Annotated in this window: 18 protein-coding genes, 3 rRNA genes and 1 pseudogene; 7 read left to right on the top strand and 15 right to left on the bottom strand. The window is 67.4% G+C overall.

What is annotated here, in order from left to right:
- The first annotated feature begins 32 nt into the window (after window positions 1–32).
- Window positions 33–1,316, top strand: coding sequence for a DUF1015 domain-containing protein (locus HED23_RS23560; RefSeq protein ID WP_203185376.1), 1,284 nt, complete (start codon window positions 33–35; stop codon window positions 1,314–1,316).
- Between the two features lie 301 nt (window positions 1,317–1,617).
- On the opposite strand, the gene HED23_RS23565 is transcribed toward HED23_RS23560, so the two are convergent.
- From HED23_RS23565 to HED23_RS23600, 8 genes and pseudogenes are all read right to left on the bottom strand, one after another.
- Window positions 1,618–3,270 (bottom strand): IS1182 family transposase, encoded by a 1,653-nt coding sequence (locus HED23_RS23565; protein ID WP_203184413.1) that lies wholly within the window; start codon window positions 3,268–3,270, stop codon window positions 1,618–1,620.
- Window positions 3,271–3,404: 134 nt separating this feature from the next.
- On the bottom strand, window positions 3,405–4,187 hold the full coding sequence (locus HED23_RS23570) for a tetratricopeptide repeat protein (RefSeq protein WP_203185377.1): 783 nt from the start codon (window positions 4,185–4,187) through the stop codon (window positions 3,405–3,407).
- Window positions 4,187–5,623 (bottom strand): hypothetical protein, encoded by a 1,437-nt coding sequence (locus tag HED23_RS35920; RefSeq protein ID WP_420803047.1) that lies wholly within the window; start codon window positions 5,621–5,623, stop codon window positions 4,187–4,189. The genes HED23_RS23570 and HED23_RS35920 overlap by 1 nt, the downstream gene beginning before the upstream one ends.
- Window positions 5,624–5,835: 212 nt before the next feature.
- A 5S ribosomal RNA gene (gene rrf / locus HED23_RS23580) occupies window positions 5,836–5,952 on the bottom strand.
- 128 nt (window positions 5,953–6,080) lie between these two features.
- A 23S ribosomal RNA gene (locus HED23_RS23585) occupies window positions 6,081–9,204 on the bottom strand.
- A gap of 303 nt (window positions 9,205–9,507) precedes the next feature.
- Window positions 9,508–11,033, bottom strand: a 16S ribosomal RNA gene (locus HED23_RS23590).
- Together the 16S, 23S and 5S rRNA genes form the textbook arrangement of a ribosomal RNA operon.
- A gap of 955 nt (window positions 11,034–11,988) precedes the next feature.
- On the bottom strand, window positions 11,989–12,600 hold the full coding sequence (locus tag HED23_RS23595; RefSeq protein WP_203185379.1) for a DNA-3-methyladenine glycosylase: 612 nt from the start codon (window positions 12,598–12,600) through the stop codon (window positions 11,989–11,991).
- 14 nt (window positions 12,601–12,614) lie between these two features.
- A pseudogene (locus tag HED23_RS23600) lies at window positions 12,615–12,872 on the bottom strand (DNA-3-methyladenine glycosylase); the annotation flags it as partial.
- A gap of 85 nt (window positions 12,873–12,957) precedes the next feature.
- On the opposite strand from HED23_RS23600, the gene HED23_RS23605 reads away from it, so the two are divergent.
- From HED23_RS23605 to HED23_RS23615, 3 genes are all read left to right on the top strand, one after another.
- A complete protein-coding gene (locus tag HED23_RS23605) occupies window positions 12,958–13,740 on the top strand; it encodes a sporulation protein (RefSeq protein WP_203185381.1) in 783 nt (260 codons plus the stop codon).
- Between the two features lie 55 nt (window positions 13,741–13,795).
- Window positions 13,796–14,329: a YbhB/YbcL family Raf kinase inhibitor-like protein gene (locus HED23_RS23610; RefSeq protein ID WP_203185382.1), complete on the top strand. Its 534-nt coding sequence runs from the start codon at window positions 13,796–13,798 to the stop codon at window positions 14,327–14,329.
- Window positions 14,330–14,470: 141 nt separating this feature from the next.
- The gene (locus HED23_RS23615; protein ID WP_203185383.1) at window positions 14,471–14,977 is read left to right on the top strand and encodes an HNH endonuclease; all 507 of its coding nucleotides are present in this window, start codon (window positions 14,471–14,473) and stop codon (window positions 14,975–14,977) included.
- 69 nt (window positions 14,978–15,046) lie between these two features.
- Here the strand turns inward: HED23_RS23615 and HED23_RS23620 are convergent, their stop codons facing one another.
- The 4 genes from HED23_RS23620 to HED23_RS23635 form a co-directional block, all read right to left on the bottom strand.
- Window positions 15,047–15,820 carry a sulfite exporter TauE/SafE family protein gene (locus HED23_RS23620; RefSeq protein ID WP_203185384.1) on the bottom strand — a complete coding sequence of 258 codons (774 nt, stop codon included), beginning with the start codon at window positions 15,818–15,820 and terminating at the stop codon, window positions 15,047–15,049.
- 78 nt (window positions 15,821–15,898) lie between these two features.
- Window positions 15,899–16,828, bottom strand: a complete 930-nt coding sequence (locus HED23_RS23625) for an SPFH domain-containing protein (RefSeq protein WP_203185385.1) — start codon at window positions 16,826–16,828, stop codon at window positions 15,899–15,901.
- A 146-nt stretch (window positions 16,829–16,974) separates the two neighbouring features.
- Window positions 16,975–17,403, bottom strand: a complete 429-nt coding sequence (locus HED23_RS23630; RefSeq protein ID WP_203185386.1) for an NfeD family protein — start codon at window positions 17,401–17,403, stop codon at window positions 16,975–16,977.
- Window positions 17,404–17,468: 65 nt separating this feature from the next.
- Window positions 17,469–18,269 carry an ABC transporter ATP-binding protein gene (locus HED23_RS23635; RefSeq protein ID WP_203185387.1) on the bottom strand — a complete coding sequence of 267 codons (801 nt, stop codon included), beginning with the start codon at window positions 18,267–18,269 and terminating at the stop codon, window positions 17,469–17,471.
- A 120-nt stretch (window positions 18,270–18,389) separates the two neighbouring features.
- Here HED23_RS23635 and HED23_RS23640 point away from each other — a divergent pair, with 120 nt between their 5' ends.
- Window positions 18,390–19,169: a hypothetical protein gene (locus tag HED23_RS23640; protein WP_203185388.1), complete on the top strand. Its 780-nt coding sequence runs from the start codon at window positions 18,390–18,392 to the stop codon at window positions 19,167–19,169.
- Between the two features lie 325 nt (window positions 19,170–19,494).
- Here HED23_RS23640 and HED23_RS23645 read toward each other — a convergent pair whose 3' ends face one another.
- The 3 genes from HED23_RS23645 to HED23_RS23655 form a co-directional block, all read right to left on the bottom strand.
- Window positions 19,495–19,743, bottom strand: a complete 249-nt coding sequence (locus HED23_RS23645; protein ID WP_203185389.1) for a chaplin family protein — start codon at window positions 19,741–19,743, stop codon at window positions 19,495–19,497.
- 221 nt (window positions 19,744–19,964) lie between these two features.
- On the bottom strand, window positions 19,965–20,609 hold the full coding sequence (locus tag HED23_RS23650) for a response regulator (RefSeq protein WP_203185390.1): 645 nt from the start codon (window positions 20,607–20,609) through the stop codon (window positions 19,965–19,967).
- The gene (locus HED23_RS23655) at window positions 20,602–21,747 is read right to left on the bottom strand and encodes a GAF domain-containing sensor histidine kinase (protein ID WP_203185391.1); all 1,146 of its coding nucleotides are present in this window, start codon (window positions 21,745–21,747) and stop codon (window positions 20,602–20,604) included. Before HED23_RS23655 ends, HED23_RS23650 begins: the two co-directional genes overlap by 8 nt.
- A gap of 181 nt (window positions 21,748–21,928) precedes the next feature.
- Between HED23_RS23655 and HED23_RS23660 the strand changes: the two genes are divergently transcribed.
- On the top strand, window positions 21,929–22,642 hold the full coding sequence (locus tag HED23_RS23660) for an SDR family NAD(P)-dependent oxidoreductase (RefSeq protein ID WP_203185392.1): 714 nt from the start codon (window positions 21,929–21,931) through the stop codon (window positions 22,640–22,642).
- A complete protein-coding gene (locus HED23_RS23665; protein ID WP_203185393.1) occupies window positions 22,639–23,715 on the top strand; it encodes an S-adenosylmethionine:tRNA ribosyltransferase-isomerase in 1,077 nt (358 codons plus the stop codon). The genes HED23_RS23660 and HED23_RS23665 overlap by 4 nt, the downstream gene beginning before the upstream one ends.
- Window positions 23,716–23,791: the final 76 nt, after the last annotated feature.

Consider the following 23,791-nt stretch of genomic DNA (forward strand, 5'->3'; position numbering starts at 1 on the left):
GCGCATCGCGGAAGCGCGCATACGATGCCCGGATGAACACATCCGGGCCCGCCGCCGGCGGGGGACTGCGACTGATCCCCTTCCGCGGACTGCGTTACGTCCCCGAACGGGTCGGCAGCCTGGCGGCGGTGACCTCACCCCCGTACGACGTCGTCGTCCGGCCCGACGGTCTGCATCACCTCGAGTCCGCGGACCCGCACAACATCGTGCGGCTGATCCTCCCGCAGGGCGCCACGGCCGCCGCGCGCCACCACCAGGCCGCCGAGACCCTGAAGCGCTGGCTCGCCGAGGGCGTCCTCGCCCCGGACCCGGCGCCCGTGCTCTACGTCTACGAACAGCGTGCCGGCGACGCCCTTCAGCGCGGTGTGATCGGGGCCCTGGCGCTCTCCCCCACGTCGGATGGCGTCGTACTGCCGCACGAGGACGTCATGGCCGATGTCGTGGAGGACCGCGCCGATCTGATGCGCACCGCCGCCGCCCACCTCGAACCCCTGCTCCTCAGTTACGCGGGTGACGGCGGGCCGCGTGGTGCGACGGCCGTCATCGAGCGGGTCGTGCAGCGGCTCCCGCTTCTCGCCACGACGACCGAGGACGGGGTCGGCCACCGTCTCTGGGCCGTCACCGATCCCGCCGAGCAGGCGGAGATCGAGTCCGACCTGTCCCGTCACCAGGCGCTGATCGCAGACGGCCACCACCGCTGGGCCACCTATCTCCGGCTCCAGCAGGAGCAGTCCGCCCCCGGGCCCTGGGACTTCGGTCTCGTCCTGCTCGTCGACACCGCCCGCTATCCGCTGCGGGTCCGCGCCATCCACCGGCTGCTGCACCGCCTCCCGGTCGCCCACGCCCTCCGCGCCCTCGACGGCCGCTTCCGCGTCCGGCCCGTCGACGGGCCGCTGGAGCGGGCACTCGACGTTCTCGTGGACGCCACCACCACGGAAGGCAATGCCTTCCTCCTCGCGGGCGACGGCCACTTCCACCTGATCGACCTGCCGGACGAGCAGCTGCTGGCCCGCACAGTGCCCACCGACCGCCCGGCGGCCTGGCGCGCGCTGGACGCGACCGTGCTGCACAACACACTCCTCGACGACGTATGGGGGATCCCCGACGCCCCCGAGCACATCGCCTACATCCACGACGCCGCGGCCGCCGTCGAGCAGGCGGAAAGGCACGACGCCACGGCGGTACTGATGCGCCCGGTGCGCGAGGACGTGGTCCGGGACCTGGCCAGACAGGGCGTCACCATGCCTCGCAAGTCGACCTCGTTCGGTCCCAAGCCGGCCACGGGGCTGGTACTGCGCAGTCTCGGGGTCGGCTGAAGCAGCCCGACGGGGCCGGCCGCGACGCCTGCCCTCAGGACTTCTGCCCGAGGACTGCGCGGAGTGCGAAGACGCCGCGCTCGGCCTCCGGCACTCGGCACTCGGCACTCGGCAGGAGAACGTAGCTGACGCCATCACCGGTGTCCTCACCCGTCCATGCCGCATAAACGTGAATCCGGTGTCAGGGCCTACCGACCCAGGCCTGACAAGGCGCCCCCGTCCGAGGCCGGGAACGCCGAAAGGGGCGGCACCCGCTGTGGGATGCTGTTGGCGAATGCCCCTTCGTTCCGCCCCATCGGATTTATCCGGTGGGGCGGAGTGCTGCGAAGTGTGAGGTGCGTGTTGGGGCGAGTGGGGTGCCTGTGAGCCAGGCGTCGAGGCGGGTGAGGTTCATTCCGGCTGCGGTCAGCAGGTGTTGCAGGTGGGTTTTGGGATGGCCTCGGTAGCGGGACCTGCGCAGCCCGAAGGCGCGGACGCCCTGGGAGATGGTGCCTTCGATGCCGGCTCGGTGCTTGTAGCGTTGTTTCCATGGGTCGGTTTGCTGGTCGAGCCGGGCTGTTCGGAGGGCTTCGTGTTCGTCGCGGTGCCGCAGGGTGATCTCGCGTCCCATGTAGGCGACGCCGCGGGTGCACTGGTCGCGTGAGGGGCAGGGGCGGCAGTCCGCGGGTGAGAATCGGGCGCGGATCACGGGGCCTGACGAGCGTCGCCCGTCGTGCTGCCACTGTCTGCTGGTCCTGCCGTTCGGGCAGGTCACCTGCTTGTTGTCCCAGTCGACGGCGAAGTCGTCGATGCTGTAGCCGTTGTTCGCGGCGGCCTGCCAGCCGGTGTTGGCGCCGACCGGTCCCACCAGTTCGATGCCATGGTCACGGCGGGCGGCGACCAGGTGTGCGGCATCGACGTAGCCGGCGTCGACCAGATGGACATCAGGCAACAGGTCCCGGCGGGCGAGAGCGTCGTGGATCTGGTCGGTGACCTGGACGTCGGCAGTGGCGGCGGTGGTGGTGATGACCTCGGTGATCAGGTGTGGGGCATCGGGTTCGCAGGTTTCGGTCAGATGAACCTTGTAGCCGCACCAGGCCCGGTCGCGTTTGGCCCCGTTGCGGGCGTCCGGATCATAGGCCGAGCGGATCCGTAACTGCCCCGGCGGGCAGTCCTTCGGCTTGCGCCAGCTCACCTCACCGTCGCTGACCTGGTATTCCTGCACCCACATCTGCCGTAGGAACTCCACGGCCGGCAGCTCCCTCAGCCAGGCAGGCGCGTCAACGGACCACACAGCTTGCAGGAGCGTCATGCCGTCCTGGCCGACCTGTTCGGCGTGGCTGAGCCGGGCAGCCCAGCGGCTGGGGAACTTCGTGTCCTCCGGCCGGGCGGAGTACCGGTCGAACCACTCCGGCGGCGTCCGCTCGGCCAGCCACTGCGGAGCCGCGACCGCCAGTGCGTTCAGTGCCGCTCGCATCGCCTCGACCACGGACTCCAGCCGGTTCACCTCCCGCACCGCCGCCAGCACATGCGTGGCATCACTGCGCTGACGTCCACCGGCCTTGAGCAGCCCGGCCGCCGAAACGCTCTCCAGGACCGCATCCAGCACCCCGGCCTCGACGCCACCGGCGATGAGCCGTCCACGGAACTCGCTCAGCACGGAGAAATCGAAGCCCGGATCGGTCAGCTCCAGCCCGAGCGCGTACTTCCAGTCGATCCTGGAGCGCACCGCGTGAGCGGCCTGCCGGTCCGACATCCCTTCGGCGAACTGCAACACCAGCACCATCGCCAACCGGCCCGGCGACGCCGCAGGCCGCCCCCGACCCGAGAAAAGACCCGCGAACTCCGCATCGGTGAAGACCGACCCGAGCACATCTCTCACCCGGACTGCCAAGCACCCCTTCGGGAAGGCCGCGCGGGCCACCCTGACCGTCTCCGCCGGCACCTCGCCAGGCACACCAGGACGCAACGACATCTGCCCACCCCAAACACAACGTCGGCCTGACCCACCAACGAGATGGATCAGGCCGACGTCACGACGAAGGGGCATTCGCCAACAGCATCCCGCTGTGGGTGCCGCCCCTTTCATGTTCCTTGCCTCAGCGGCGTTCAGGCCTTCGCGGGCCCTTCCACATCGCCGTCCTCATCGTCCTCGTCCTGGTCGCCGTCCTCGTCGTGGCCGTCCGCGTCATGGTCATCCGCGGCGTCCTCTTCCAGGGCGTCCTCGTCGTGCCTTTCGACGTCGACCGGTTCGGGGGCCTGCTCGTCGTCGTCGCCGAGCGCGTCGACGAACTCCACACCGTCGAGCTCCGCCAGCCGGTCGGACGCGTCGGTCGCACCGTCCTTGTCGGCTTCCATGGCCTTGCCGAACCACTCACGGGCCTCGTCCTCGCGCCCTGCTTCCAGGAGCGCGTCGGCGTAGGCGTAACGCAGACGCGGCGTCCACGGGTGGACGGCGCTGGAGGCGAGCTCAGGGCTCTGCAGCGTGACGATCGCAGCGTCGATCTGCCCCATGTCCCTGCGGGCACCAGCGGCGACCAGGCGCATCTCGACCTGACCGGCCTTGTCGAGCTTCTGAACCTCGGGCTCGCCGGCCATGGCCATGGCCCGCTCGGGGCGGCCCAGTCCACGCTCGCAGTCGGCCATGACGGGCCACAGCTCCACGGAGCCGGTCATGCGACGCGATGCCCGGAATTCGGCCAGCGCTTCGGCGTACCTCTGGGTGGCGTACGCGGCGAAGCCGGCCGCCTCGCGCACTGCGGCGACCCTCGATGCCAGACGCAAGGCGATACGGGAGTACGCGTAGGACTGTTCCGGGTCCTCGTCGATCAGACGGGCGACCATGACCAGGTTCCGTGCGACGTCCTCGGCGAGGGTCTTCGGCAGGCTCATCAGCTCCTGCCGGACGTCCTTGTCGATCTCGTCGCCGGTGACGTCGTCGGGGATGGGAAGCCGCTTGATGGGCTCACGGTCCCGGTCGTCGCGTCCCTGGTATCCGCCGCGGTCGTCGCGGCCACGGTAGCCCCCGCGGTCATTGCCCCGGTCGTTGTCACGACGCGGGCCACGGTCACGGCCGCGGTCGCCGCCGCGGCTGTCGTCACGGCGGAAACCGCCGCCGGAGCTGCCGGAGCTGCCGGCACGGCTGTCGTCGCGGCGGAAGCCACCGGGGCGGTCGTCGTCGCGACGGGGGCCACGCGGCCGGTCGTCACGACGCTCGAACCCACCACCGGAAGGACGCCCACCACGGTCATCGCGCCGGTCGTCGCGCTGGCCACCGCGGTACCCACCCCGGTCATCCTCACGACGCGGAGCACGGTCATCACGACGGAAGCCGCTCGACCGGTCGTCATCACGACGAGGGCCACGGTCACGGTCGTCACGACGGAAGTTCCCACCGCCGGAGCCGCCACCGCGGCTGTCGTCACGACGGAAACCGCCGCCGGAGCTGCCGGAGCTGCCGGCACGGCTGTCGTCGCGGCGGAAGCCACCGGGGCGGTCGTCGTCGCGACGGGGGCCACGCGGCCGGTCGTCACGACGCTCGAACCCACCACCGGAAGGACGCCCACCACGGTCGTCGCGCTGGCCACCGCGGTACCCACCCCGGTCATCCTCACGACGCGGAGCACGGTCATCACGACGGAAACCACCGCCGGAACTGCCGCCACGGCTGTCGTCACGACGGAAACCACCGGGGCGGTCGTCGTCGCGACGGGGGCCACGCGGCCGGTCGTCACGACGCTCGAACCCACCACCGGAAGGACGCCCACCACGGTCGTCGCGCCGGTCGTCGCGCTGGCCACCGCGGTACCCACCCCGCTCATCCTCACGACGCGGAGCACGGTCGTCACGACGGAAACCACCGCCGGAACTGCCGCCACGGCTGTCGTCGCGGCGGAAACCACCGCCGGAACTGCCGCCACGGCTGTCGTCGCGGCGGAAACCACCGCCGGAACTGCCGGCACGGCTGTCGTCGCGCCGGAAGCCACCGGGGCGGTCGTCGTCGCGACGGGGGCCACGCGGCCGGTCGTCACGACGCTCGAACCCACCACCGGAAGGACGCCCACCACGGTCGTCGCGCCGGTCGTCGCGCTGGCCACCGCGGTACCCACCCCGGTCATCCTCACGACGCGGAGCACGGTCATCACGACGGAAACCGCTCGACCGGTCGTCATCACGACGAGGGCCACGGTCACGGTCATCACGACGGAAACCACCGCCGGCCGTACCGGCACCCCGGTTGTCATCGCGACGCGGACCGCGGTCACGGTCGTCGCGGCGGAAACCGCCACGGTCATCGTCCCGGCGAGGCGCGCCGGACCGCTCGTCACGGCCCCCTCGGAAGCCGCCCCTGTCACCACCGTCCCGGCGACGCGGCTCGCGCTCCGGACGGTCGTCGGAAGAGTTGGTGGACATGGGGGTGACTCCTGTCATCGGGTACCACAGACATTCTCGCGCAGCCGACCATCCGACGCGCTTCGGCAAACAAAAAAAGGACCCTTGGCCCCAGCATGAACGCTGGGACCAAGGGTCCTGAAAGATTGTTCGGCGGCGTCCTACTCTCCCACAGGGTCCCCCCTGCAGTACCATCGGCGCTGAAAGGCTTAGCTTCCGGGTTCGGAATGTAACCGGGCGTTTCCCTAACGCAATGACCACCGAAACACTATCGGCCACTCCGCAATGCGGAGTATCGGCACTTAGCGAACAAGCACACTTTTCAATTTAAGTAGTTGTTCAACCAGCACGACTGTTCGTGGCCTGGGAACAACACAGTGGACGCGAGCAACTGAGGACAAGCCCTCGGCCTATTAGTACCAGTCAGCTCCACCCGTTACCGGGCTTCCACATCTGGCCTATCAACCCAGTCGTCTACTGGGAGCCTTAACCACTCAAGGTGGTGGGAATACTCATCTCGAAGCAGGCTTCCCGCTTAGATGCTTTCAGCGGTTATCCTTTCCGAACGTAGCCAACCAGCCATGCCCTTGGCAGGACAACTGGCACACCAGAGGTTCGTCCGTCCCGGTCCTCTCGTACTAGGGACAGCCCTTCTCAATATTCCTACGCGCACAGCGGATAGGGACCGAACTGTCTCACGACGTTCTAAACCCAGCTCGCGTACCGCTTTAATGGGCGAACAGCCCAACCCTTGGGACCGACTCCAGCCCCAGGATGCGACGAGCCGACATCGAGGTGCCAAACCATCCCGTCGATATGGACTCTTGGGGAAGATCAGCCTGTTATCCCCGGGGTACCTTTTATCCGTTGAGCGACAGCGCTTCCACAAGCCACTGCCGGATCACTAGTCCCGACTTTCGTCCCTGCTCGACCCGTCGGTCTCACAGTCAAGCTCCCTTGTGCACTTACACTCAACACCTGATTGCCAACCAGGCTGAGGGAACCTTTGGGCGCCTCCGTTACTCTTTAGGAGGCAACCGCCCCAGTTAAACTACCCATCAGACACTGTCCCTGATCCGGATCACGGACCCAGGTTAGACATCCAGCACGACCAGAGTGGTATTTCAACGACGACTCCACAACCACTGGCGTGGCCGCTTCAAAGTCTCCCACCTATCCTACACAAGCCGAACCGAACACCAATATCAAACTATAGTAAAGGTCCCGGGGTCTTTCCGTCCTGCTGCGCGAAACGAGCATCTTTACTCGTAGTGCAATTTCACCGGGCCTATGGTTGAGACAGTCGAGAAGTCGTTACGCCATTCGTGCAGGTCGGAACTTACCCGACAAGGAATTTCGCTACCTTAGGATGGTTATAGTTACCACCGCCGTTTACTGGCGCTTAAGTTCTCAGCTTCGCACACCCGAAAGTGCACTAACCGGTCCCCTTAACGTTCCAGCACCGGGCAGGCGTCAGTCCGTATACATCGCCTTACGGCTTCGCACGGACCTGTGTTTTTAGTAAACAGTCGCTTCTCGCTGGTCTCTGCGGCCACCCCCAGCTCACCGAGTAAATCGGATCACCAGTGATGGCCCCCTTCTCCCGAAGTTACGGGGGCATTTTGCCGAGTTCCTTAACCATAGTTCACCCGAACGCCTCGGTATTCTCTACCTGACTACCTGAGTCGGTTTAGGGTACGGGCCGCCATGAAACTCGCTAGAGGCTTTTCTCGACAGCATAGGATCATCCACTTCACCACAATCGGCTCGGCATCAGGTCTCAGCCTTAACGTGTGACGGATTTGCCTACCACACGGCCTACACCCTTACCCCGGGACAACCACCGCCCGGGCTGGACTACCTTCCTGCGTCACCCCATCGCTTACCTAGTACAAGTCTGGTTCGTCGGCTCCACCACTACCCTCAACTCCGAAGAGATCGGGCCGGCTTCACGGACTTAGCATCGCCTGATTCAGTATTGGGCGTTTCAAAGCGGGTACCGGAATATCAACCGGTTGTCCATCGACTACGCCTGTCGGCCTCGCCTTAGGTCCCGACTTACCCTGGGCAGATCAGCTTGACCCAGGAACCCTTAGTCAATCGGCGCACACGTTTCTCACGTGTGTATCGCTACTCATGCCTGCATTCTCACTCGTGAACCGTCCACAACTCGCTTCCGCGGCTGCTTCACCCGGCACACGACGCTCCCCTACCCATCCATACTCCCGTTGGGGATATGTGTATGAATGACACGACTTCGGCGGTACGCTTGAGCCCCGCTACATTGTCGGCGCGGAATCACTTGACCAGTGAGCTATTACGCACTCTTTCAAGGGTGGCTGCTTCTAAGCCAACCTCCTGGTTGTCTCTGCGACTCCACATCCTTTCCCACTTAGCGTACGCTTAGGGGCCTTAGTCGATGCTCTGGGCTGTTTCCCTCTCGACCATGGAGCTTATCCCCCACAGTCTCACTGCCGCGCTCTCACTTACCGGCATTCGGAGTTTGGCTAAGGTCAGTAACCCGGTAGGGCCCATCGCCTATCCAGTGCTCTACCTCCGGCAAGAAACACACGACGCTGCACCTAAATGCATTTCGGGGAGAACCAGCTATCACGGAGTTTGATTGGCCTTTCACCCCTAACCACAGGTCATCCCCCAGGTTTTCAACCCTGGTGGGTTCGGTCCTCCACGAAGTCTTACCTCCGCTTCAACCTGCCCATGGCTAGATCACTCCGCTTCGGGTCTAGAGCGTGCAACTCAATCGCCCTATTCGGACTCGCTTTCGCTACGGCTTCCCCACACGGGTTAACCTCGCTACACACCGCTAACTCGCAGGCTCATTCTTCAAAAGGCACGCAGTCACGACTGCATGTGCAAGCACACACAGCGACGCTCCCACGGCTTGTAGGCACACGGTTTCAGGTACTATTTCACTCCGCTCCCGCGGTACTTTTCACCATTCCCTCACGGTACTATCCGCTATCGGTCACCAGGGAATATTTAGGCTTAGCGGGTGGTCCCGCCAGATTCACACGGGATTTCTCGGGCCCCGTGCTACTTGGGTGGTTCTCAAGCAAGCCGTTGATGTTTCAGCTACGGGGGTCTTACCCTCTACGCCGGACCTTTCGCATGTCCTTCGCCTACACCAACGGTTTCTGACTTGCCGACCAATCGGCAGATTGATCAAGAGAACTCCCACAACCCCGTATGCGCAACCCCTGCCGGGTATCACACGCATACGGTTTGGCCTCATCCAGTTTCGCTCGCCACTACTCCCGGAATCACGGTTGTTTTCTCTTCCTGAGGGTACTGAGATGTTTCACTTCCCCTCGTTCCCTCCACACTGCCTATGTGTTCAGCAGCGGGTGACAGCCCATGACGACTGCCGGGTTTCCCCATTCGGAAACCCCCGGATCAAAGCTTGGTTGACAGCTCCCCGGGGACTATCGTGGCCTCCCACGTCCTTCATCGGTTCCTGGTGCCAAGGCATCCACCGTGCGCCCTTAAAAACTTGGCCACAGATGCTCGCGTCCACTGTGCAGTTCTCAAACAACGACCAGCCACCCATCACCCCACCCTTACAGGTGAGTGCACTGGGGCCGGCAACCAAAGGAACAGACTCAACGAGCCCGTACCTTCAGATACCCAACAGCGTGCCCGACCCGACCGATCACTCACCACGTTCCACGCCGAAGCAGTACTAGCAATGACCAACCTGTCGTGCCGAATAGTCAACGTTCCACCCATGAGCAACCAGCACCGAACATTCGCCGGTGTACTGGCCTCTGACCAAGCGAACCTGGTAAGAAGTGCTCCTTAGAAAGGAGGTGATCCAGCCGCACCTTCCGGTACGGCTACCTTGTTACGACTTCGTCCCAATCGCCAGTCCCACCTTCGACAGCTCCCTCCCACAAGGGGTTGGGCCACCGGCTTCGGGTGTTACCGACTTTCGTGACGTGACGGGCGGTGTGTACAAGGCCCGGGAACGTATTCACCGCAGCAATGCTGATCTGCGATTACTAGCAACTCCGACTTCATGGGGTCGAGTTGCAGACCCCAATCCGAACTGAGACCGGCTTTTTGAGATTCGCTCCGCCTCGCGGCATCGCAGCTCATTGTACCGGCCATTGTAGCACGTGTGCAGCCCAAGACATAAGGGGCATGATGACTTGACGTCGTCCCCACCTTCCTCCGAGTTGACCCCGGCAGTCTCCTGTGAGTCCCCATCACCCCGAAGGGCATGCTGGCAACACAGAACAAGGGTTGCGCTCGTTGCGGGACTTAACCCAACATCTCACGACACGAGCTGACGACAGCCATGCACCACCTGTATACCGACCACAAGGGGGGCACCATCTCTGATGCTTTCCGGTATATGTCAAGCCTTGGTAAGGTTCTTCGCGTTGCGTCGAATTAAGCCACATGCTCCGCTGCTTGTGCGGGCCCCCGTCAATTCCTTTGAGTTTTAGCCTTGCGGCCGTACTCCCCAGGCGGGGAACTTAATGCGTTAGCTGCGGCACCGACGACGTGGAATGTCGCCAACACCTAGTTCCCAACGTTTACGGCGTGGACTACCAGGGTATCTAATCCTGTTCGCTCCCCACGCTTTCGCTCCTCAGCGTCAGTAATGGCCCAGAGATCCGCCTTCGCCACCGGTGTTCCTCCTGATATCTGCGCATTTCACCGCTACACCAGGAATTCCGATCTCCCCTACCACACTCTAGCTAGCCCGTATCGAATGCAGACTCGGGGTTAAGCCCCGAGCTTTCACATCCGACGTGACAAGCCGCCTACGAGCTCTTTACGCCCAATAATTCCGGACAACGCTTGCGCCCTACGTATTACCGCGGCTGCTGGCACGTAGTTAGCCGGCGCTTCTTCTGCAGGTACCGTCACTTTCGCTTCTTCCCTGCTGAAAGAGGTTTACAACCCGAAGGCCGTCATCCCTCACGCGGCGTCGCTGCATCAGGCTTTCGCCCATTGTGCAATATTCCCCACTGCTGCCTCCCGTAGGAGTCTGGGCCGTGTCTCAGTCCCAGTGTGGCCGGTCGCCCTCTCAGGCCGGCTACCCGTCGTCGCCTTGGTAGGCCATTACCCCACCAACAAGCTGATAGGCCGCGGGCTCATCCTTCACCGCCGGAGCTTTTAACCCCGTCCCATGAGGGACAGAGTGTTATCCGGTATTAGACCCCGTTTCCAGGGCTTGTCCCAGAGTGAAGGGCAGATTGCCCACGTGTTACTCACCCGTTCGCCACTAATCCACCCCGAAAGGCTTCATCGTTCGACTTGCATGTGTTAAGCACGCCGCCAGCGTTCGTCCTGAGCCAGGATCAAACTCTCCGTGAATGTTTTCCCGTAATCGGGATCACAACACGAGAGCGGAACAACCAGATCGGAATATGACCGGTTGTTCACAGCGTCCTCGCTGTTGTTGCCTACCCGACCCGAAGGACCAGTAGGACTTTTCAAAGGAACCACCAACCTGCATGAAGCAGGCCGGGGTATCAACATATCTGGCGTTGACTTTTGGCACGCTGTTGAGTTCTCAAGGAACGGACGCTTCCTTCGGTCCCGTTTCACCGGGGCCCTCCGGGCGCTTCCCTTCGTTCTTGCGTTTCCGACTCTATCAGACTCTTTCGTGTCCGATTCCCGGTCGAAGCGGGTTACTGCTTGTTTCGCTTTCCAGTTCTTCGCTTTCGCGTTTCCCTTTCGGCGTGGTCACTACATTAGCTGATTTCCTCTGCGACTCATAATCGAGCCGATCGGACAAATTCCGGCATGCCGAAATTGCACCCGCCAGGGGTGAATCGTAGGTAGTGGTTGGCCCTCTCACGATGCTTCGACCCGGTCCGATGGACCGCGCCAAGAACAACTGCATCCGTTCAAGCGGCTCGGACTACATTAGGGAAACGGCAGGGGTGAGTCAAGTTGCGCGGCGGCGGGGCACGTGTGCACTGTGCGGGCCGGCCTTGGGGTCGCCGTCGAGCCGGAAGCGCCGGGGCTGAATGGGAGCCGTCGCCGTCCACACCCGGGCGAGGACCGCTCCGTACCTGGTCGGGAGACGGTGGGGCGCCGTACGGGACGGACAAAGGAGGCTGCGGGCTCCGCCCCCACATCCACTTCGTTCAACGCGCGGTCGACGTCGAGGGCCGTCGTCAGATGTGCAGACCCATTGGCCGGTTCCCTGTCGTGCCGGGCCGAGAATCGACGTTTGCGGGCCATGTCTCCGCCCCGAGCCGCTCTCCCCGACCGGGAGCGCCGAGCATCGCGTCGGCGGGCCGTGCACAGGGCGCGCAGCGCCTCAGGCTCCGGCGGACGGCTTGGCTCTCGGGCTCAGCCGGTATGCCGAGACCGTCGGATCGCCGGCGAGGTAGAACCGGTGCTGCCAGTCGTGGGCCTTGCTCACGCCCACCCGGGGACCGGCCTGGATGAGCGCGGCAGGTACGGGCTCACCCTCGGACAGCACGACCGAGGTACCTGTCAGGAGATCTGCGCCGTTGTGCTCCGCCGTGATGCCGAGCGCCTGGCAGAAGTTCCCCGGACCGCGGGCGAGGCGTGGGCTCTCGACCTTCTCCCCTCGCCTCCTGCGTGCCAGGTCTTCCCCCTCGATGACCCTGCCTGCCCGGATGAGGACGGCCGAGGCGATGCCGTCAGTCCCGGTGGCGACGTTGGCGCACCAGTGGAGACCGTGGGACCGGTAGACGTACAGATGTCCTGCGGGTCCGAACATGACGGCGTTACGGGGGGTCCGGCCTCGGAAGGCGTGGGAAGCCGGGTCAGCCGTACCGGAGTACGCCTCGGTCTCCGTCACGGCGATGCTCACGGTCCCCTCGGGGGTATTGCAGGTGAGGACACTCCCGAGCAGCCTGGGGGCGACCTCTTCGGCGGAATGGGCGAGGAGACCGACGTTCACGCCGACCGCCCTGACATGCCATCGGTGACGTGGACGTACGAGTGCCCCGGCGGCCCGCACACCACGCTGTTGCGCGCTGTCCGGCCACGGAAGGCGTGGGGGCCCGGATGGATCTCACCCGCGTACGCCTCCGCCTCCGTCCGTCGCAGCCCGATGGGCCCCTCCTCGGTGCTCCGGACGAGGACGCGGCCCAGGAGATCGGGCGCCACCTCCACGACGGGCATGTCGGAGAAGTCCCGCGTGAGCGGTGTGCGGTCCAAGGCCTCATTCATGGCGTCCGAGGGTACCGGGCTCGGCGCGACGGGAACCGGCTACGGTCGTGGCGCGTATGTAGGGGTCAGGACCAAGGAGGAAAACATGGGCTTCAAGCGGCTGCTCGCGAGCATGGGTGCCGGCGGTGCTTCGGTCGAGACCGAACTGACCGAACTCAACGTCGTCCCCGGCGGGGTCGTCCAGGGCGAGGTGCGGATCCAGGGCGGATCCGTGGACCAGCAGATCGAGGCTCTCTCGGTCGGTCTGCAGGCGCGGGTCGAGGTCGAGGGCGGGGACCAGGAGACCAAGCAGGACATCGAGTTCACCAAGCAGCGCCTCGGTGGTGCCTTCGAGGTGCAGGCGGGCGCGGTGCACGTCGTGCCGTTCGGCCTGGAGATCCCCTGGGAGACGCCGATCACCATGTTCGCCGGCCAGCAGCTGCGCGGCATGAACATCGGGCTGACCACGGAGCTGGAGATCGCACGCGCCGTGGACTCGGGAGACCTGGACCCGATCAACGTGCACCCGCTGCCCGCGCAGCAGGCGATCCTGGACGCGTTCGGGCAGCTGGGCTTCGGCTTCCGCAGTGCCGACATGGAGCGGGGCCACATCCGTGGTACCCGCCAGCGTCTGCCGTTCTACCAGGAGATCGAGTTCTTCCCGCCGCAGCAGTACCGGGGGCTGAACCAGGTGGAGCTGACGTTCGTCGCGGACGACCGCGAGATGGACGTCATCCTGGAGATGGACAAGAAGCCGGGTCTCTTCAGCGAGGGCAGCGACTCCTACCGCGCGTTCAAGGTGGGTCTCAACGACTTCCAGGGCACGGACTGGGCGGCGTATCTCAATCAGTGGCTCGCCCAGGTCGGCGGCCAGCGCAACTGGCTCTGACACCGCCTAGGGTCGGTGGGAAGACATCGCAGAGCCGATCAGGAGAGGTGCTGACGTGACCGAGCCGAAGAGGGCGCCGCTGCCGCACGACTTCCATCCCGAGGTCGCCCCGTTCACCGTGGTGAGCGAGGACCTCGCGCCGGGCGCCGTGCTGGCGGACGCCCAGGTGTTCGCTGCGGGGAACATCTCGCCGCAGCTGCGGTGGGAGGGCTTCCCCGCGGAGACGAAGAGCTTCGCCGTGACGTGCTTCGACCCGGACGCCCCGACGGGCAGCGGGTTCTGGCACTGGGTGCTGTTCGACATCCCCGCGTCCGTCACGGAGCTCCCGGCCGGTGCCGGGAGCGGGGTGTTCAAGGGGCTGCCGAAGGGCGCCGTCCAGGTCCGCAACGACTACGGGACGAAGGAGTTCGGCGGTGCCGCGCCTCCCGCCGGCGAGAACCACCGCTACGTCTTCACCGTGTACGCGGTGGACAGCGAGAAGCTCGGGCCGGACAGTGACGCCTCGCCCGCCGTGGTCGGCTTCAATCTGCGGTTCCACACTCTGGGCCGCGCTCAGCTGATCGGGGAGTACACCGCCCCCGTAAGCTGAAGGTTCGCCTCCTGTTTGCCCTGCCCTGGTCTTGGAGAGATCAGGGCAGGGCACTTTTTATTGCGTTGTCCATCACGGTTCGCCCGGACAGAGTTGATCCGGGTCCGCCGACTGACGGGCGGCACACGGGAGGTGGGCAGGATGCGGGACACACTTGTACTCAACGCGAGCTTCGAGCCACTGTCGACGGTGACGCTCAACCGTGCGGTGGTTCTGATCCTTCAGGACAAGGCCGTCGTCGAGCAGTCGCACCCCGGCCTCCGCATGCGTGGCGCCGCCGTGGACCTTCCGGTCCCGCGGGTGATCAGGCTCTGCCGGTACGTGCGGGTGCCGTTCCGAAGACACGCTCCGTGGTCCAGAAGGGGTGTGCTCATACGGGACCAGCACCGGTGCGCGTACTGCGGGAGGCGGGCGAGCACCGTGGACCACGTCGTGCCGCGGGCCCAGGGGGGTCAGGACACCTGGCTGAACACCGTGGCCTCGTGCGCGGAGGACAACCACCGGAAGGCGGCCCGGACGCCGGAGCAGGCGGGGATGCCGCTGCTGCGGGAGCCGTTCGTGCCTTCGCCGGCGGACGCGATGCTGCTCGCGCTGGGTGCCGGCGACCGGTCGGCACTGCCGGAGTGGCTGGCTCGCTCGGCTGCGTGACCACCCCCACCCGCCCCACATGGATGTCCGCGGAGCCCGTCCCCCTGCCGGAGGGACGGGCTCCGTCCGTCATCGCAGCAGTAGTTGGACGATGGCCGCGGTACCGACTACGACGATCAGGGCGCGCAGGAAGCGGGGGCTGAGCCGGCGGCCGACCTTGGCACCGATCTGACCGCCCAGCGCGGAACCGACCGCGATCAGGAGCACGGCCGTCCAGTCGAAGTCCGCGACGAAGAGGAAGAAGAGCGCGGCGACGCTGTTGACGACGGCGGCGAGGACGTTCTTGACGGCGTTGAGGCGCTGCATCGTGTCGTCGAGCAGCATGCCCATCAGGGAGAGATAGATGATGCCCTGGGCCGCCGTGAAGTAGCCGCCGTAGACGCTGGCGAGCGTCAGGCCGGTGAACAGCAGGGGCCCGCCGTCGGGCCGGGCGGCGGTGCCGCTGCGGTCCCGGCGGCGCTGGACCGCCCTGCTGATGCGGGGCTGCAGGATGACCAGGACCAGCGCGAGTGCCACCAGGACGGGAACGATCATCTCGAACGCCGTGGAGGGCAGGGCGAGCAGCAGGGTGGCCCCGGTGAGTCCGCCGATCAGTGCGCCCACGCTGAGTTTCAGTATCCGGCGCCGCTGGCCCTTGAGTTCCTCGCGGTAGCCGATGGCACCGCTGATGGAGCCCGGGATGAGGCCCAGGGCGTTGGACACGGTCGCGGTGACCGGTGGCAGCCCGGTGGCAAGCAGGACGGGGAAGGTGATCAGCGTTCCCGAGCCGACGATGGTGTTGATCGTGCCGGCGCCGACGCCGGCCGCGAAGACCGCGAGAATCTCCCAGATGGACAAGGCCATCTCCTTCGATGGTCAGTGATGCCTCCCCGCCATGAAGGTCGAGGGGCCTCACTGATCATGCACGAAGGTGTCTGCCGGTCAGTCGACCGGGGGCTGCTCCCTGCGTTCCGTTCCGGTGTTGAAGCCGGGGGCGCCGTTGCCGAGGTTACCGAAGGCGCCACTGAGGCCCTTGAGTGCGTCGCCGATCTCGCTGGGCACGATCCAGAGCTTGTTGGCGTCGCCCTCGGCGATCTTGGGAAGCATCTGGAGGTACTGGTACGACAGGAGCTTCTGGTCCGGGTCCCCCGCGTGGATGGACTCGAAGACCGTGCGGATGGCCTGGGCTTCACCCTCGGCCCGCAGTGCGGACGCCTTGGCCTCACCTTCGGCGCGGAGGATCGCGGACTGCTTCTCGCCCTCGGCCGTGAGGATCGCGGACTGCCTGATGCCTTCGGCGGTGAGAATGGCGGCGCGCTTGTCACGGTCGGCACGCATCTGCTTCTCCATCGAGTCCTGGATGGAGGTGGGCGGTTCGATGGCCTTGAGCTCGACGCGGTTGACGCGGATGCCCCACTTGCCGGTGGCTTCGTCGAGGACTCCGCGCAGTGCGGCGTTGATCTCCTCGCGGGAGGTCAGGGTCCGCTCGAGGTCCATGCCGCCGATGATGTTGCGGAGCGTGGTGACGGTGAGCTGCTCGATCGCCTGGATGTAGCTGGCGACTTCGTAGGTGGCGGCGCGGGCGTCGGTCACCTGGTAGTAGATGACGGTGTCGATGTTGACGACCAGGTTGTCCTGGGTGATCACCGGCTGGGGCGGGAAGGGGACGACCTGCTCACGGAGGTCGATCCGGTTGCGGATCGAGTCTATGAACGGGACGACGATGTTCAGCCCGGCGTTGAGGGTGCGGGTGTAGCGGCCGAAGCGCTCGACGATGGCGGCACTGGCCTGCGGGATGACCTGGATCGTCTTGATCAGGGCGATGAAGACGAGCACCACCAGAATGATCAGGACGATGATGATCGGTTGCATCGTGTGCCTCGTGCCCTTCGGTTGCCGACGGATCGCGGTGATCGATGTCGATCGGTCGTGACATCCGCATCTTTTATGACGGTTGCGGTCTCATGATGATCGACTTCGAGTTTGGCAGACTGCGGCCTGCCGTGTGACCGGTTCACTCACATGACGACGGCCGTTGCACCGTCGATGTCCACGACGTCCACCTGCCGGCCGGGTTCGAAGGTCTGGTCGCCGTCGAGCGAGCGCGCGGACCAGACCTCGCCGGCGAGCTTGATGCGTCCGCCGCTGCCGTCGACCCGTTCCAGGACGACGGCCTGACGGCCTTTCAGCGCGTCGATTCCGGTCGCGTGCGTGGACTGGCCCCTTCGGTGTCTGGCCGCGATCGGGCGGACGACGGCGATCAGCGCCACCGACACCACCACGAAGACCAGGACTTGGGCGACGATGCCGCCGCCGAGGGCCGCGACGACGGCAGCCGCCACCGCTCCGACGGCGAACATCCCGAATTCGGGCATGGCGGTCAGGACGAGGGGAATGCCCAGTCCCACCGCGCCGATCAGCCACCACACCCACGCGTCGATGTCCACATGGTCATCGTAGGACCGTGAGTGCCTTCCCCGACAGGGCGCAGAGGAGGTTGGCTGTGGTGCGACTACTGGCCGAGGGGAAGCCCGTGAGCGGTGTAGCGGTCGCCGTGGTGCTCGACGACGAGCGGCAGGCCGAAGCAGAGGGAGAGGTTCCGGGAGCTGAGCTCGGTCTCCATGGGGCCGGCGGCGAGCACCTTGCCCTGACGGATCATCAGGACGTGGGTGAAACCGGGCGCGATCTCCTCGACGTGGTGGGTGACCATGACCATGGACGGGGCGTACGGGTCCCGGGCCAGCCTGCCGAGCCGGCGGACCAGGTCCTCGCGGCCTCCGAGGTCGAGCCCGGCGGCCGGCTCGTCGAGGAGGAGCAGCTCGGGGTCGGTCATCATGGCGCGGGCGATGAGGGTGCGCTTGCGCTCGCCCTCGGAGAGCGTGCCGAACTTGCGGTCGAGGTACTCGGTCATGCCGAGGCGGTCGAGGAAGGCCCGGGCCCGGTCCTCGTCGACGGCTTCGTAGTTCTCGTGCCAGGTGGCGGTCATGCCGTAGGCGGCGGTGAGCACCGTCTGCAGCACGGTCTGGCGCTTGGGGAGCTTTTCGGCCATGGCCACACCGGCGATGCCGATGCGGGGGCGGAGCTCGAAGACGTCGGTGCCGACCCCGCCGAGCCGCTCACCCAGGACCGTCGCCGTGCCGGTGCTCGGGAAGAGGTAGCTGGAGGCGAGGTTGAGGAGGGTGGTCTTGCCCGCGCCGTTCGGCCCGAGGATGACCCAGCGCTCCCCTTCCTTGACCGACCAGGAGACGTCGTCCACCAGAGCGCGTCCGTCGCGGACCACCGATACGTCCACCAGCTCCAGTACATCGCTCATGGCGCGTTGTCTCCCCATACAGTGTCGAGATCGTCGCGTGCCTGTGGGCACAGCTCCCAGGGAAAACCTACGCCACCCGAGGAGTGCTCAGGCCCTGGGGCCGTTGCCTAGGCTGTTCCCATGCTTTCGGAACCACGCTCAGGGCGGCTTGCCGCATGGGGAAACGCACTATTGGCCGGACTTGTGTCCCCGGACGACGCGGCGGTCGCGATCGTCGGGGAGGACGCGGTGCACCGCGTCGAGGGGCTGCCGGGTGAGGCGGGGCCCGTCGGACTCACGCTGGCGCTCGGCCGGCTGCGGGGGCTAGGCGCGACCGGTTTCCGGGTCGCCCTGCCGGTGCCCGGGCACCCGCTCGGTCTCAGCGGGCCGCCGGACTTCAACGCCCGCGCGCTGGAGGCGGAGGAGGCGGTGGTCACGTCCGGGGCGCCGTACGGGCTCGTACCGGAGGTGAGTGAGGCCGGGCCCGCCGGGGATCTGCATGTCGAGGTGGTCTGGCACTGTCTGCCGGTCAGGGAGGCGCCGCCCGCCGATGTGCCGTCGCTGAGCGAGGCGGAGCGGGAGCTCGCCGAGGCTTTGCGTGACGCGACGGCGGTGCTGTCCCGACTGGACGTCGCCGGGTCAGGTCCGGTCGCGGAGGCCGCGGTGGACGCCTACCGGGCTCGGGCCGAGCGGGGGCGGGAAGTGCTGGCCCCGGGTTATCCGCCGCGGGCGGTCCGGGTGCTGGAGCTGGCTCAGCGGGTCGGGCTGCTGGTCTCGGTGGCCCATGAGAACGGGCACGGCGGCGCGGTGAGCGCCTCCGAGATCGCGGCCCGGGGGGAGGCACTGCGGCCGGTGGAGCGGGTGGCCCGGCGGGCGCAGGTCGCGGCGTACAACGCGTACGTGGAGGAGCGGGGGCGGTGACCGGGTGCGCGGTGGAGGCGGGTGAGCACGTGGACGGAGGACGATGACGGCGTCCTCCCTCGTCTGTCATCCGTCCTGCGGCCGCCGGAGGACGGAGAGGACGCCGTCGCGTGCCCCGGGCAGCCGGAGGAAGGGGAAAGCACCCTGGCGTCCCCCGGAGTCCGGAGAGAACGCCCTCGCGTGCCCCAGGCCACCGGAGTCCGCAGAAGACGCCGTCGCGTCCTCCGGTCGCCGGAGGTAGGGGGAAAGCGCCTTCGCGTCCCCCCGCTGCCCGAAGGGCTCGGTCGAGTCCTCCGGGCGGCGGGGTGTGAGGCGTCGCGCGGCCTCAGCCGTTCAGGCCGAGGTTGCCGAATGCCGGGTTGAGCAGGCCCACCACGGTGACCGTGTTGCCGACCACGTTCACCGGGACGTGCACCGGGACCTGGACGACGTTGCCCGAGGCGACACCCGGGGATCCGACAGCCGTGCCGTGGGCGACGGCACCGTGACCCGTGGCGGAGGCGGCTCCGGCACCGGCGGCGATGATTCCGCCCGCGATCATGGTGACGGCTGCGGCCTTCTTCAGGTTCTTCACTTCAGGATCCTCCTCGGGTAGCCGCGGCCGACCGCCGCAGCACGCCTGGAGAACGCCGTCACGCCGCAGGGGATGCGCCGTACGGGTGACATACACCCGACAGTATGAATCTCGGACCGGACTGGAACCGCCCCTCTTCCGCCTGCGGATCCCTCGTCCTGTCCGGCGGAAGGCCTCCGGCCGGCCCGCCGCCCCGCGCCGTCCGGCCGAAGCTCAGCGGGTCAGCCCGCCGCCCCGTTCCGCACCGCCCACAGCGCGGCCTGGGTCCTGTCCGAGAGGTCGAGCTTCATCAGGATGTTCGAGACGTGGGTCTTCACGGTCTTCTCCGAGAGGACCAGCGCCCGGGCGATCTCCCGGTTGGAGCGGCCGTCGGCGATCAGACCGAGCACCTCCCGCTCGCGCTCGGTCAGGGTGCTTCCCCGCCCCGAGCCGTTGCCCGTCTCGTCCTGGGCGAGCAGCGCGCCGGCGACCTCCGGCTGAAGAAGGACGTGCCCCGCGTGGACCGAGCGGATGGCACCGGCCAGGGCGTCCGGGTCCACGTCCTTGTACACATAGCCCGAGGCCCCCGCCCGCAGGGCGGGCACGACCGTGCGCTGCTCGGTGAAGCTGGTGACGATCAGCACCTTGGCGGGGTTGTCCAGCTGCCTGAGCCTGCGCAGCGCCTCGATGCCGTCCGTGCCCGGCATCTTGATGTCCATCAGGACCACGTCGGGCCGCAGCTCCTCGGCCCTGGCGACGCCCTCGGCCCCGTCCGAGGCCTCCCCCACGACCTCTATGTCCTCCTGGACCTCGAGGAACGTACGCAGTCCCCGCCGGACCACCTGGTGGTCGTCGACCAGCAGCACCTTGATGATCTTCTCAGGCACAGGGGACCTCCATCTGGACCGTGGTGCCCTTGCCGGGCTCCGAAGCGACGGTGAGCCGGCCCCCGACACTGCCTGCCCGGTGCCGCATCGAGACGAGGCCGAGATGCCGTCCCGCATGCCGGACGGCATGGGTGTCGAAGCCTCGGCCGTCGTCGGTGATGCGCAGCACGGTGGCCGAGGTGTGCCGGTCGAGGGTGACGGTCACCTGCGCCGCCCCCGAGTGACGCAGGGCGTTGTGCAGGGCTTCCTGGGCGACCCGCAGCATCGCCTCCTCCTGGGCGGAGGGCAGGGCTCGCACTCCGTCGCTCCCGAAGGTGACCCGTGCGCTGTGGGCGCGGTCCAGGACCTGGATCTGGGTGCGGAGCGTGGCGACCAGGCCGTCCTCGTCCAGGGCGGCGGGGCGCAGCTCGACGACGGCCGCGCGCAGCTCGTCCACGGCTTCCCCGGCCAGCGCGGCCACCTGCTGGAGCTCGTCCTTGGCGCGCGCCGGGTCGCGGTCGACGAGGGCTGCGGCGGCCTGGGCGGTGAGCCGGAGCGAGAAGAGCTTCTGGCTGACGGCGTCGTGCAGCTCGTGGGCGAGCCGTGAGCGCTCCTCGGCGATGGTGAGCTCACGGCTGCGTTCGTACAGCCGGGCGTTGGTGAGGGCGATCGCCGCGTGCTGGGCGAGGATCCCGAGGAGTTCCTCGTCCTCCTCGGTGAAGTTGCATCCACCCGTCGGCCGAGGACACCGCTTGTTGGCGAGGAAGAGCGCGCCGATGGTCTCGTCGCCGTCCTGGATGGGCAGGCCGAGGAAGTCCGACATGTCGGGGTGGGCGTCGGGCCATCCCTCGAACCGGGGGTCCTCACGGACGTCGGCGAGCCGCTGGGGCTTCGCCTCGTGGAGCATCGCCGCGAGGATGCCGTGCTGGCGGGGCAGCGGCCCGATGGCCTTCCACTGTTCGTCGCTGACACCGTCGACGACGAACTGGGCGAAGCCGCCGTGGTCGTCCGGGACGCCGAGGGCGGCGTACTCGGCGTCGAGCAGTTCCCGGGCCGAGGCGACGATCGTCTTGAGGACGTCCCTCATCTCCAGGTGGCGGCTCATGGCGAGCAGCGCGGCGCTGACCGCGGCGAGGCCCGACGGTGGGCGATGACTCATGTGCTCACCGTACCGGCGGGGGTATCGCTGCCGTACCGGGCTGAGGGCCCGGGCCGTATGGGGCCTCGGTCCTAGGCCGAAGTGCCTTGCGCCGCTGCGGCCGACGGACGAGGCGGCGGACCGTGCCGGATTCCTACGTTGGTGGCGTCGGAGGTCCACGAGGTTCGAGGAGATGGCTGTCATGCCGATCGCGATGATCACGGGCGGATCGAAGGGGCTGGGGCGCGCGCTCGGCGTGGATCTGGCGCGGCGGGGCTGGGATCTGGTGCTGGACGCCAGGTCGGCGGAGGTGCTCCGGGGGACGGCGGAGGAGCTGGCCGGCCGGTACGGGACGCGGGTGGTGGCCGTGGCGGGGGACGTCACGGACCCGGCGCACCGCGAGGCCCTGGTGGCCGCGGCCGCGGGGCTGGGTGGTCTCGACGTGCTGGTGAGCAATGCGAGCGCGCTGGGCGCCGAGCCGCTCGTACGGCTGGAGGCTCTGCCGTTGAAGGGCCTGCGGCAGGCGCTGGAGACGAATGTCGTCGCGGTGCTCGGCCTCGTGCAGGAGGCGCTTCCGCTGCTACGGGACTCGGCGGCAGGGGCGGTGGTCACGGTCAGCTCGGACGCGGCCACCGAGCCGTACGGGACGTGGGGCGGGTACGGGGCGTCGAAGGCGGCGCTGGACCAGCTGGCCGCGGTGCTGGGGGTCGAGGAGCCGGGGCTGCGGGTGTGGGCGGTGGACCCGGGTGACATGGGGACGGACCTCTATACGGCGGCCGTGCCGGACGACTCCGGGCCCCGGCCGCGCCCGGAGAGCGTGGCGCCCGCCTTCGTGCGGCTGCTGGAGCTGCGCCCGGCCAGTGGCAGGTACACGGCCTCCGCGCTGCTGGACGCGGACGGGCGGGCCGGGCGATGACCGCGCTGGACGCCCTGCGGGTTCCTCCGGAGCTGTCGGCCCGGGTGCCGGCCGAGCAGCGGGGCGCGGGGCGTGACGACGTACGGCTCCTGGTCTCGCGGGGCACCGCCGTGTCCCACCGCAGGTTCGGGGATCTGCCCGGGGAGCTGCGGGCCGGGGACGTGCTGGTGGTCAATACGTCGATGACACTGGCGGCCGCGGTGAACGGGCGCCTGGGCGGCGAACGGGTCGTCGTGCACTTCTCCACCCGGGGCGAGGACGGGCGGTGGGCGGTCGAACTGCGCCGGCCGGACGGCGCCGGGACCACGCGCCCGCGTCCCGGCGGCCCGGCGGGAGCGGTGGTCAGGCTTCCCGGCGGCGACGCTCTGGTCCTGGACGAGCCGCTGGGTCCACCCGACGGGGCCCGGCTCTGGTGGGCGCGGGTGCCGCTGGACGTGCCGGGTCTGCTGAGCGGGTACGGGCGGCCGATCCGGTACTCCTACACGGAGCGGGACCAGCCGCTGTCGGCCTACCGGACGGTGTTCGCCGTGCCGTCGCCCGACGGGAGCGGTTCGGCGGAGATGCCGAGTGCCGCGAGGCCGTTCACGGCGGGGCTGGTGGCGGCGCTGGTGAGCCGCGGGGTGCAGTTCGCGCCGCTGACGCTGCATACGGGGGTGGCCTCGGCCGAGGCGCACGAGCCGCCCTACCCGGAACGGTTCGAGGTGCCGGGAGCCACGGCACGGCTGATCAACGCGGCCCGGGCGGGCGGGGGCCGGGTGATCGCCGTGGGGACCACGGCGGTGCGGGCCCTGGAGTCCGCGGCGGGTGCGGACGGTGTGGTGCGGGCCGCGGCGGGCTGGACGGATCTGGTGGTGACGCCGCAGCGGGGTGTGCGGGTGGTCGACGGACTGCTGACCGGGCTGCACGAGCCGGAAGCCTCGCACCTGCTGATGCTGGAGGCGGTCGCGGGGCGGGAGGCACTGAGGCGGGGATACGCCCAGGCACTGGGCCACCGGTACCTCTGGCACGAGTTCGGGGACGCCCATCTCCTGCTGCCCACTGCCCGAAAAGCCCCTTACGCTCCGCATTACTAGAGCAACTATTCGTGAGCGCGAAGGGGTTCCGGTGTGAGCCCAGGCATAGGGCCCACGTCACTTACGAAGAAGGATA

The organism is Streptomyces pratensis (genome assembly GCF_016804005.1).
GTDB classification, from domain to species: domain Bacteria; phylum Actinomycetota; class Actinomycetes; order Streptomycetales; family Streptomycetaceae; genus Streptomyces; species Streptomyces pratensis_A.